Origin of the sequence: Leptolyngbya sp. FACHB-321, from assembly GCF_014695975.1 — a bacterium.
Lineage (GTDB): Bacteria > Cyanobacteriota > Cyanobacteriia > Leptolyngbyales > Leptolyngbyaceae > Stenomitos.
The window spans coordinates 1-10,054 of record NZ_JACJPI010000025.1 but is presented as its reverse complement, the minus strand read 5'-3'; the positions used below and the strand labels follow the sequence as shown (position 1 = coordinate 10,054).

The 10,054-nt window shown below is 48.4% G+C and carries 11 protein-coding genes, 2 pseudogenes and 1 riboswitch; of the genes and pseudogenes, 6 read left to right on the top strand and 7 right to left on the bottom strand.

The genetic code is table 11. The features are described 5' to 3' along the window. Positions 1–111: pseudogene (locus tag H6F76_RS30220) on the top strand (IS982 family transposase); the annotation flags it as partial. A gap of 35 nt (positions 112–146) precedes the next feature. Here H6F76_RS30220 and raiA read toward each other — a convergent pair. Continuing rightward, positions 147–818 carry a ribosome-associated translation inhibitor RaiA gene (gene raiA / locus H6F76_RS02890; protein ID WP_190505767.1) on the bottom strand — a complete coding sequence of 224 codons (672 nt, stop codon included), beginning with the start codon at positions 816–818 and terminating at the stop codon, positions 147–149. A 196-nt stretch (positions 819–1,014) separates the two neighbouring features. Between raiA and lipB the strand changes: the two genes are divergently transcribed. Next, a complete protein-coding gene (gene lipB, locus H6F76_RS02885) occupies positions 1,015–1,707 on the top strand; it encodes a lipoyl(octanoyl) transferase LipB (protein ID WP_190505768.1) in 693 nt (230 codons plus the stop codon). Here lipB and H6F76_RS30840 read toward each other — a convergent pair. Beyond that, positions 1,692–1,820 (bottom strand): hypothetical protein, encoded by a 129-nt coding sequence (locus H6F76_RS30840; RefSeq protein WP_277881176.1) that lies wholly within the window; start codon positions 1,818–1,820, stop codon positions 1,692–1,694. The genes lipB and H6F76_RS30840 overlap by 16 nt on opposite strands. A 9-nt stretch (positions 1,821–1,829) precedes the next feature. On the opposite strand from H6F76_RS30840, the gene H6F76_RS30835 reads away from it, so the two are divergent. Continuing rightward, the gene (locus tag H6F76_RS30835; RefSeq protein WP_277881175.1) at positions 1,830–1,955 is read left to right on the top strand and encodes a hypothetical protein; all 126 of its coding nucleotides are present in this window, start codon (positions 1,830–1,832) and stop codon (positions 1,953–1,955) included. Positions 1,956–2,125: 170 nt separating this feature from the next. Here H6F76_RS30835 and H6F76_RS02880 read toward each other — a convergent pair whose 3' ends face one another. Continuing rightward, a complete protein-coding gene (locus tag H6F76_RS02880; RefSeq protein ID WP_190446197.1) occupies positions 2,126–3,001 on the bottom strand; it encodes an alpha/beta hydrolase in 876 nt (291 codons plus the stop codon). 934 nt (positions 3,002–3,935) lie between these two features. Between H6F76_RS02880 and H6F76_RS02875 the strand changes: the two genes are divergently transcribed. Then, entirely contained in the window at positions 3,936–5,195 is a 1,260-nt protein-coding gene (locus H6F76_RS02875) for a septal ring lytic transglycosylase RlpA family protein (RefSeq protein ID WP_190505765.1), read from the top strand. 232 nt (positions 5,196–5,427) lie between these two features. Here the strand turns inward: H6F76_RS02875 and H6F76_RS02870 are convergent, their stop codons facing one another. The 3 genes from H6F76_RS02870 to argF form a co-directional block, all read right to left on the bottom strand. Next, a complete protein-coding gene (locus H6F76_RS02870) occupies positions 5,428–6,651 on the bottom strand; it encodes a class I SAM-dependent methyltransferase (protein WP_190505763.1) in 1,224 nt (407 codons plus the stop codon). A gap of 136 nt (positions 6,652–6,787) precedes the next feature. After that, positions 6,788–6,988 (bottom strand): hypothetical protein, encoded by a 201-nt coding sequence (locus H6F76_RS02865; protein WP_190446194.1) that lies wholly within the window; start codon positions 6,986–6,988, stop codon positions 6,788–6,790. Positions 6,989–7,496: 508 nt separating this feature from the next. After that, complete coding sequence (gene argF, locus H6F76_RS02860) at positions 7,497–8,417, bottom strand: ornithine carbamoyltransferase (protein WP_190505761.1); 921 nt, start codon at positions 8,415–8,417, stop codon at positions 7,497–7,499. Between the two features lie 355 nt (positions 8,418–8,772). Between argF and H6F76_RS02855 the strand changes: the two genes are divergently transcribed. Further along, positions 8,773–9,150 (top strand): hypothetical protein, encoded by a 378-nt coding sequence (locus tag H6F76_RS02855; RefSeq protein WP_190446192.1) that lies wholly within the window; start codon positions 8,773–8,775, stop codon positions 9,148–9,150. Between the two features lie 91 nt (positions 9,151–9,241). Further along, positions 9,242–9,399: riboswitch (Glutamine riboswitch) on the top strand. 29 nt (positions 9,400–9,428) lie between these two features. Continuing rightward, complete coding sequence (locus tag H6F76_RS02850; protein ID WP_190505759.1) at positions 9,429–9,854, top strand: hypothetical protein; 426 nt, start codon at positions 9,429–9,431, stop codon at positions 9,852–9,854. Positions 9,855–9,943: 89 nt separating this feature from the next. Here H6F76_RS02850 and H6F76_RS30215 read toward each other — a convergent pair. Next, positions 9,944–10,054 (bottom strand): annotated as a pseudogene (locus H6F76_RS30215) (IS982 family transposase); the annotation flags it as partial.

Below are 10,054 nucleotides of genomic sequence, written 5' to 3'. Positions count from 1 at the left end.
CGTTCTCCAGTCAATTGCTTTGTCAATATCTTGGGCGGATTGATTGCCTATTGCCATCAGCCAAAGAAGCCATCCATTGCCCTTGACCACAATTTGCTCCTTCCGGCTTAACCCGAACTGACGTTATTTAGGTAGCAGCAAAACGCCTAAATAAAGCTGGCTTGAGGCACATAGTCATGTGCTTGCTCATCGTCTGCATCATCAGCGTGCGCTGTCTTGCCATTCTTGCCGTTGTGCGTGTGCCCGTTACCCTTACGCGGCTGAATCACGCCGTAGCCACCATGATTTCGTTCATAAATGACGTTGATTTCTCCCGTTTCACTGTTCATGAACATATAAAAGTCATGATCAACCAGCTCTAACTGCTCTAGTGCTTCCTGTGGAGTCATAGGAGGCATTGCAAAATATTTCGTTCGCACAACCTGACCCGGCAGTTCTGGCGATCGATCCTGCAGCAGATCTGCCGCTACTGGCTGATCACTCAAAGCCTCTGCTGTTTTCACAGGGGCATGGCTCTGTGCCTGACGTTTCTCCTTATATTTACGAAGCTGGCGACTAATCTTATCGGCAACTAAATCGACGCTGGCGTAGAGGCTCTCGCTGCCTTCTTCAGCACGGACGATCGCACCATTAACATAGATAGTGACTTCAGCCGTTTGCTTAGAGTTGATCCGTGGATTTTTAGCAACTGACAAATGGACATCAACTTCAGTCGTTAAACTTTGATAATGGCTGACCGCCTTTTCGATCTTGTTCGTTACATACTCACGTAATGAGTCAGTAATTTCGATGTTTTTGCCCTGGATAACAAGCTTCATAAACGAGCTTCCTCCCCTGAAAAAGTGGGTTATCCATTCACCCTACCACTTTGTATTCTGCACGACAGTAGCCGTTAGAATGCTTTGCAACCTGTGATAATTCTTGATTAGGGTATGTGTTCTTTAAGCCAAAATTACGTTACAACCCCCTTGTTTTTTGCATGAATTTAAACCAGTGATCCAATCTGAGCCAGTAATAGTTTCTGCGGGGCAGTCCTTTAAGCGTCGCCATTGTCATCTATATAAAAGGAGTATTGTGCCGTATACGACGGCATGGGCATGGCAGCGATCGCTGGTAGACGACCGTCGCCAAGACTCTCAGCTTGATGATGCATTGCTGCTGCTCGAACATCCGCCTACCTATACCTTAGGTCAAGGTGCCAGTCCTGCCTTTCTCAAGTTTGACCCTGCTCAAACCGCGTGGGATGTGCATCGTGTAGAACGGGGCGGCGAAGTAACCTACCACTGTCCCGGACAACTGGTTGGCTACCCTATTCTCAATCTGACTTACTATCAGAAAGATTTGCACTGGTATCTGCGTCAGCTAGAAGCGGTAATCATCCACGTCTTAGCCTTCTACGGGCTTAAAGGAGAGCGACTACCAGGTTTGACGGGCGTATGGGTAGACGAGCGCAAAGTCGCAGCGATCGGCATCAAAGTCAGTCGCTGGATTACTATGCATGGCTTTGCGCTCAACATTTGTCCTGACCTGAGCGGCTTCGATCGCATTGTTCCCTGTGGCATTCCTGACAAAATGGTCGGCTCACTGGCACAATTTAGACCAGCAATTCAATTTGAGGCAGTGCGAGATCAGGTGGCGATCGCCTTTGCTCAAGTATTTAATGTCGCACTAATTGAACAACCAGGAGCCCCTCAAGCGCGCTGCTGAATCAACGTCTCGACAATCTCCACGAGCCGAGTGATATTTTGCTCTTGCCGTTTCGCTGTATCAGACTGCTGCTGCGTCAACTCCTTCAGTTCAGCAAAACTTGTCGTCACCACTTCCGTCAGGTGCCCAATCTAATCTGTCAACAGGTCGAATTTTTTGATGTTGGTGATGGAAACCTTGCTCGATCGCCTGCTTTTGCTGTTGATTCGATTGAGTTAATTCAGACGTTGCCTGTACCAGCACAGTGAGTAGCTGTTGCGTTATAGAATTTCCGCCCTCGTTATGCATATATCCCACCCAAGCCCTGTAAGAGCTTAATCCAGGCATAACAGGAACGAAGAGACAAACTTACCAACGCTCGATCCAACACAATTGTCAACACTGGAACAGAACAGCAGTGGCTTGATCGTCCAGCCTCTTATTGCCGCAAAAAGGTCAACAACTCGCGGTTTACTGTTTGTGGCGCTTCCTGCTGAATCCAATGTCCGCAATGAGGCACCAGCGTCAGCCGAAACGGCGCTTGAACCAGTTGGTCTAGTTCCTTAATTAAATTCTGGCTTAGGAGCGAATCTTCTTCCCCCCACAAAACTAAGGTAGGGGCAGTCACAAGGGCGGGTGTGCGTCCAACGTCCTTCAACCAATTCCAGGGCGAGAGCATCTGGCGATAGTAGCTCAACGCAGCAGACAATGCCCCCGGTTTCTCCAGGGCTGATTGATACAGCCTCGTTTCTTCGTCAGAGAAAGCCCCCTTCCGAATTGCCTGCCCTTGAAGCAGGCTTCTCAAAAATTCCTTCAAATTTTGCTGAATGAGCCACTCTGGAACGCCAGGAACCTGAAACGCAAGTACGTACCAACTGCGGCGGAGTTGATCTAAATTGCTTACCATTTCTTGCAGGAAGCGCTGAGGTGGCGCAGCACTTAAAATCGCTAAACGGTTGAGATATTGAGGAAATTTCTGTGCTAGATGCCATGCGATCGTGCCGCCCCAGTCATGTCCCACAATATGAGCGCGTGCGTACCCCAACCCTTCGATCAAACCTTGAATATCAGCGCTGAGAGTATCTAAGTCATAGCCACTAGCTGGTTTATCCGATTCGTTATAACCACGCAGATCAGGCACAACAACCTTAAAGTGACGGGCTAACGCTGGGATTTGAAAGCGCCAGGAGTACCAAAACTCTGGAAACCCATGTAGAAGAATTACTAGATCACCTTCTCCTTGGGTCACGCAGTGCAGGCGAATACGATTTGTTTCAACAAAATGATGTTGCCATTCAGAAGACAGCGCAGTCATAGGGGCGTTTTGGTTAAGTGCGATCGAGGTGGGTCATAGAAAAACTACGGTGGTAGCAGTAGCAGTGCAAACCCTTCTCTAGCTAGGGTTTCTCCCTTAAACTCACCGTCACCGCAAACACATTTAAAGCCTAACACCTGACACGCTTTGCCAACTAGCGTAATCACCGATACAGCAGAAATACGGGCGATCGTCTAGTTAATCTGATGCGTCAGATGCATAGCTTCTCGACCTTGCATAAATAAGCCTGCAATGCTTACACAAACTAGCCAATATAGATTGATACCAGTAGGAACGTTAGTGCCGCACTGGCTGAAGCTCTAGATGCAACGTGACAAAGTAAAGCAGCAAAAAAATATTTATAACTATCACCACGAGCATTAGTCACGCTCATCCCCCCCTACCTGCTTCAGGGACAAGCTACACCTTTTTATAAGCACTGTGGCTTACTTGTTTGAAACATGTTGTAAGCCAAGACGCAATCGCGTGTGCCATCAGTTCAACCTGAACATACAAGTCCCAACAGGTAACTTAGACGATAGCAGCTTTGCCTCTTGCAGCCTCTTGCACGATAACCCTTTGGATGCTAGGAGTAAAACCTTTCACTTTCCGCTACCTCATCCTGCTATCGGGTGATTTAAGTCACAAGTTTATGAAGTTAGCGTAAAGTTTTGATGAAGCGCTCGAATTGATGTCGAACAGCGAAACATCCTGTAACACTTGCCTACACGGTTTTTTTACCTAGACAACAACCGTCATGCTGCAAGTGTCTCTGTTAGATCCCTGATCCCCAAAGCAAAAACTTCGTGATAGTCTGTTGCAGTTCTGACCTAAGGAGTACCTACGAAACGAGTACGAGCTACAAGACATGTCAATCAAGAGATATTTCAACTCGCTCTAATCTCGTCTGATCTTGCCCTTCACACACGGATGTATGAATCAAAAAGTTCTTAGTGGTCTAACTGCCACCCTGTTTATGGCAACGTTGGGTACCCCGCTGGCTAGCAGCGCTAACCCAATCGGCACGGTTGACCCAGTTGTTGAGGCAAACCCTAACCAAGCCTCCACTCATACTGTGACCTCTGAGCCAGCCTCAATTAACGCTGCTGTCAAAGCTGATCCACAGCCCTCTCAAGCAGAGCAACAAACTGATGAAGCAACTGCTTTTGACCAAACGTCGGCTTCAGATTTGACACCAACACGTGCAGTTGTGAAGCTAGGTGAACAGCTTCAGCCATCAACGGTTGCCAGCGCTGAACGCGAGACGATCGCTAAAGTCCAAGCACATGACCTAGCAGGGCGCAAAGCAGCAACCCTCTACGTCCGCAACATACCCGTCCTGACCTTAACTGGCTCTAATAGCGCGTCGGCAACAACGGTCAAAGCACCATTAGTGAAAATGGGAAGCCGACAAACTGACGCTACCGAGAACGCGATCGCCACTGCCAAGTCTCTCAACAGTGCTGATAAATCTTCAGCCGCACCAGCAGAAGCTGCCGCTCAATCTAGCGAAGCAACACAGGCAAATGCCAACGTTGCCCAGAGTGATCCAGTGCTGAGAGCTGCCGCGATCGCCGCCAAAATTAATCAACTCAACCGAGATGGCGTGGATGCTAGCACCATCACCGTTAGCTGGAATGCTCAGTCGAGCAAAGCGACTGCGACAGACGAGCGGTACGTCATCAAAGCAGACAAAACTCTGATTGCTGTGATTGATGCCACCACAGTGTTACCAGATACAACCCGCAGCCTGGAGAAAGATGCGCTTCAAGCAGCTAATCGCCTCCGACGGTTGCTCGGCAACGCTTCTCCTCTAAACAGCGTGACTGGGAAGCCAAACAACTGGTCGCAAGTTGCTGTAGGTGCCATTCGGCAAAAACTGAGCGGTATGGCATCGTGGTATGGTCCAGGCTTCCACGGTAATCCTAGCGCCAGTGGCGAACGTTTCAATCAAAATGCAATGACAGCCGCACACCGCACGTTGCCTTTCGGGACAAAAGTAGTAGTGACCAATATTAATAACGGTCAATCGGTAGTAGTCAGAATCAACGACAGAGGTCCTTTTTCTGGCGATCGTGTCATTGATCTGTCGGCTGGTGCTGCTCGTATGTTAGGACTCATTCAATCTGGTGTTGCGCCAGTACGCCTTGATGTCTTAGAAAACTCTCCAAGAGCCATTACAGCAGGCAACTAGAGTAACGCATCAGTTGTAGAAATTGTAGGGCGAACCACAAACTAGCAGAAGCAATCTACATATGGCGATTCAACTCGATTCGTTAGGTTGATTCTGATTGTCTTTGGCTGGCATGAAGTCGTAGCTGTAGCATCTTGGGTGTGGCTATCTTAGGCTTTCATATCTGTCGCCCTACCCCACCAATTACTTAGCTTAAGTTCAGCCGTTGTCCATATCACTTACTTGTCTCAATTTAGCTTGCTGGTACGGTTAGTCCTTTAAGCGAATGGACACTTTCAGAACTGGTAAGCCCTTTAGCTTGCACTAGCACACCAAAGTTTCCTAAGCCCATTGGGTTAATAAGGAGATGTAAGGCATCCCGTTGCCGTAGCGCGGCTTGGATGTCCTGCACAGTGCTAGCGGTAGACTGACTAAGCGCTGCCATACGATCGCCCAGCCCCAATGCCATCAGAAAAAGGCTTTGCTGCGTGAAGCCAACTCGTTTTAACCCACAGACCGCACCTTGCTGCTCTAGGGCAGTGAAATCAACGTGCGCCGTGATGTCTTGCTTCCCAATATGGATGTAGGGATTGGAATGGTGGGTGTGCTGGTAATAACATTGCAGCGTGCCCTGGGATCGCGTAGGGCTATAGTAACGAGCGCTCGTGTACCCGTAATCGATCGTAAGGACGTACCCCCGTTGGAGCCGCTCGGCAACAGTTTGCAGCCAGTCTAGCGCTGCCAGATTAACTTCACTGCGATAGCAATCAGGATACGATTTAGCGGTTAAAGCAATACCAATACGTTCAAAGTAGGCTGCTAGCTGGGGTGTCGATAGTTCACCAGTCACTTCGCTAAAGTGAGGGGTATTGTTTTCGCCCTGCGTCGCCGTGACGTAAATCTCTTGTAACTGTCCTGATACCAACGAGATTTGATGCACTGGGAGAGCATCGACCAGCTCGTTAGAAAAAAAGCAGCCGACGATCGAGTGGGACGGTAGCGCTTCAAGGCTGCTCCAGCGAAGTTGAACATCAAGATCTTTTAGTGACATTGCCTGCCGCTGTTGTTCAGCAATAAGTGCGGCAGCACGTTCAACAATGATGTATTCGAGCGCTCGTACAAAAGTCGGATGGCGATGCTGCAAGTAGCGGAGGATATCAACAGCTAATAATCCTTGACCAGCACCCATTTCGACCAAGGTAAAAGGCGTTGGACGCTGCATGATTTCCCACATCTGGACAAACTGCTCGGCTAGCAATTCGCCAAAGTCTGCACCGAGGTGAGGTGAGGTGAAAAAGTCGCCCTTAGCGCCGATCACGGCAGCATTGGTAGCGTAGTACCCATACTGTGGGTGGTACAATGCCAAATCCATATAGGTGGCAAAGGTAAGACGCTGTTGAGAACTCTCGGCAATTTGTCGAGCGATCAAATTGCCGAGAGCAGGGTTGCTGTCTTGTTCATCCAACTGTGCTGCCATAACCACCACCAAGAGCGGTCTTTATTTTGACACAGGCGAGCCATGCGATAGCACAAACAAGCCGTTGCCCGCAGACAGCATTCACAGTCATTCAATTGTTTCAACACTACACTCCAAAAATGGCACGAAGCGATCGCTACGATTCAGCTTGAGCTGCAAAGTTGCTCTCTCCAGAATCAAAGGTAATCGTAAACTGAGCATAGGGTTGAGACTGGTTCAAAACCTTAAGATAGGCTTCAGCGTCCGGGCGACGACGAAACCGCGTAATCGTGAGATGCTTTAAGTTGGGCAGCAGCTTGTGAACGACCCAGGGGGTCAGTTGATGTTGGTAGGTCATTATTTTCTTAGTGGCTAATGGTTTAACGCCTGGAGAAGGCTTCCAAGAGTGAGGTTATGGGCGGAACTGATGACGCTTAAGTAAGCGTCAAACTAGTTGACCGAACGTCCTGACAGACCCATAAACGCTACCTGTAGAATTATTCCCTCAAGCTCTCTACTATAGATAGCGGTTAATGCCTCAAACTGCAAAGCATTTTACAAAATGAGATGTTTTTTGGTACGAGCCTGTGCGATCGTGTGACTACCGTACATTTATAGAGCTAACTTGCAGGGCAAGTTGCCTCAAGCGAGATACTGAAAGCGCTAGGACAACAAACAAAACTGTCTGCATTCAGATAACTGGCAGCAGGGTGGCTACAGATAACAGTTGTAAGCAAGAACGACGCGCAGATGGTCAGTAACCGCTTCCTACCAACTGTTAGCATACAGCCTATGACATCATGATGCCTTAAAGCTTCTTGTGGTGTATGAAAGCGTTTCCTTGTCTACTTTTAAATGACATGGCTTTATGCAACTCCCAGCAAGCTAGCAAGTAGTGCTTTCTGCGCGTGCATCCGGTTTTCTGCTTGATCCCAGACACGGGACTGCGATCCTTCAAGCACAGCATCCGTAATTTCTTCGCCACGATGGGCAGGCAAACAGTGGAGGACGATCGCCGCCTGATCCGCATCGCTTAAAAGCTGCTCACTGACCTGGTAGGGCTGAAAGATTGGTACGCGAGTTTCTGCCAGAGCTTCTTGCCCCATACTTGCCCAGACATCGGTGTAGATCACTTGCGCATTTTTGACTGCTGCGATCGGATCGGTTGTCACAATAACTTCAGTTTTGCCGCTAGCGATCGCCTGCGCCTTTTGCACGACGACATCAAGAGGACGATACTCTGGTGGTGATGCGACCCGCACATTTACACCTGTCAGCGCACAACCCAGCATAAGCGAATGCGCCATATTGTTTCCGTCGCCTAGATAAGTCAGTGTTAAACCTTGGAGAGAGCCGAAAGACTCCTGCATTGTCTGCAAGTCAGCAAGCACCTGGCAAGGGTGTTCCAGATCAGTGAGTGCATTAATGATAGGGATTTTGGAGTAGCTGGCAAAGGCTTCCAGGTCGTGCTGGTCAAAGGTACGGACGGCAAGAATATCGAGGTAGCGATCGAGTACCCGTGCTGTATCAGACAGTGGCTCACCGCGACCCACCTGCGTCACATTGGGGTTTAAGTCCAGCACTTGACCGCCCAGTTGGTACATGGCGGCTGAAAAGCTAACGCGAGTGCGGGTAGACGCTTTGTAAAACAGCAGCCCCAGGATTTTTTCGCACTTTGGTTTGAGGGTTCCCGCTTTCAATTGGGTTGCTAGGAGCAGAATGTCCTGTAGTTCTTCTGCTGTTAAGTCCGCCAGACTAAGCAAGTCACGTCCTTTCAGTGCCCCCATTCCGTTTCCTTCTCCAAGATTTTCTTCAAAACCGTACCAGATCTACATTCGTTCGCCTAGTAGCCCACCAATTTTACTTTGACGAAGCAGGCATTGTTTCAGAGTTTCTTTAGAGATCTTTTCAGAAAGTTACAAATCACCCAAAAGATTGTTGACAAAATATTGATTACTTTCACAAAAAAGCTAGGTCATAAACTTCTGTTTGTTCTGCTTCAAGCTTTCTACGGTTTAGACCTATTGTCTTTCAAACTATGTCAGCAAACGCTGAAACTGTAGCACTCAATACAGAAAAAATCTTATAGTTAGAGATGCGGAGTAAAAACCGTATCAACTTTATATTGCCGAGGCTCTTTCAATGACTAACGTATTACAAACTCATGACCGTCGCTTAAATCGGCATCAAGACAGCATCATGGCATCCCTCGCTCATCGTTTGCAGGTAGCAAGAGCCACTAATAATGCCCGTTTAGTTGCACTCTTGGAGCAAGAGAAACAGCAGGTTGCACCAGTACGATCGTGTGACGTAGCACCATCGCCACAAAGCTGGTGGCTAACCACTGTGCAGCGTATCACGCAAGGACTTTTTGGTGGAGCGTCCCTACAGGTCTGTGAAGTGGTGGATGGTAGCGATCGCTGGTGGGTTGCCTCTGACCCAAGAACTGGACAAGTTGTTTACGCTGATTCTGAAGCAGAAATGCGCCTGTGGATTGAAGAAAACTATCAAGGTCGCTGAATATACTGGTCGCAGTTAGGCAAGGCGAAATGTTAGGAAAGAAAGATATTGTTGGTTCGTCCTAACAATTTTGTAGAAAACATTACTAGAAATCGTTCATCTCTCTCTTTATACCCCTTTAAATTCAATTGTTAGGTAGGTCATATAGCCAGCCCAGAGCATTGTGGAATCAGCACAAGGTTTTAAGGCTGATTGCTATCGCTGTTTAGGGAGGGACGGAAGTAGGGACAACACCCGAAGGAACGCGCTTCATTCTTTTAGAGAGTACATGGAGCGTCATGATGAAAACGCAATGGCAACAATACAAAGAATTAGAGTTGCTCCCCGACAACGTGGCAGCACCGCAGACGATCCACTCGCCTCTCATGGCTGCGTTCGATCAACATTGGCGAGCACGGCTCGATCAGCGTGCTAGGAAGCTTGATCATGAGTATCAGGTGGAATATCTAGAGCGACGGTTAACGTTGGTATGTGGGCGCTCGACGACCACTGCTAATATATGGCGCAAGTGCTGGAGCCTCCTTAACACACCCCTCCAGTTCCAATCCTACCGCTCTACTCATTCTGAGCCAGAGATCCGGCGCACCTTGGATAAAATGGGTCAATCCTGGTGGCACGTTTATGACCCACGGACGGGTCGTACAGTTTATTTAGAATCTGAAGCGGATGTGCAAGTTTGGCTTGATGAGCGTCTTTATCACTAGCAGTAAGCTCTCAACGGTGATCTTTAAGCCATCATTGAACTGATCATGCCCGTCTCTAATAAATTCTTTGTAGATAACGTCAGTTCGGGTTAAGCCGGAAGGAGCAAATTGTGGTCAAGGGCAATGGATGGCTTCTTTGGCTGATGGCAATAGGCAATCAATCCGCCCAAGATATTGACAAAGCAATTGACTGGAGAACG

Excerpts from the sequence above, each read along its gene's own strand:
- raiA (WP_190505767.1), bottom strand. The coding sequence starts at position 818 with ATGAAGCTTGTTATCCAGGGCAAAAACATCGAAATTACTGACTCATTA.
- H6F76_RS02880 (WP_190446197.1), bottom strand. The coding sequence starts at position 3,001 with ATGACTGCGCTGTCTTCTGAATGGCAACATCATTTTGTTGAAACAAAT.
- H6F76_RS02875 (WP_190505765.1), top strand. The coding sequence starts at position 3,936 with ATGAATCAAAAAGTTCTTAGTGGTCTAACTGCCACCCTGTTTATGGCA.
- H6F76_RS02870 (WP_190505763.1), bottom strand. The coding sequence starts at position 6,651 with ATGGCAGCACAGTTGGATGAACAAGACAGCAACCCTGCTCTCGGCAAT.
- H6F76_RS02865 (WP_190446194.1), bottom strand. The coding sequence starts at position 6,988 with ATGACCTACCAACATCAACTGACCCCCTGGGTCGTTCACAAGCTGCTG.
- argF (WP_190505761.1), bottom strand. The coding sequence starts at position 8,417 with ATGGGGGCACTGAAAGGACGTGACTTGCTTAGTCTGGCGGACTTAACA.
- H6F76_RS02855 (WP_190446192.1), top strand. The coding sequence starts at position 8,773 with ATGACTAACGTATTACAAACTCATGACCGTCGCTTAAATCGGCATCAA.
- H6F76_RS02850 (WP_190505759.1), top strand. The coding sequence starts at position 9,429 with ATGATGAAAACGCAATGGCAACAATACAAAGAATTAGAGTTGCTCCCC.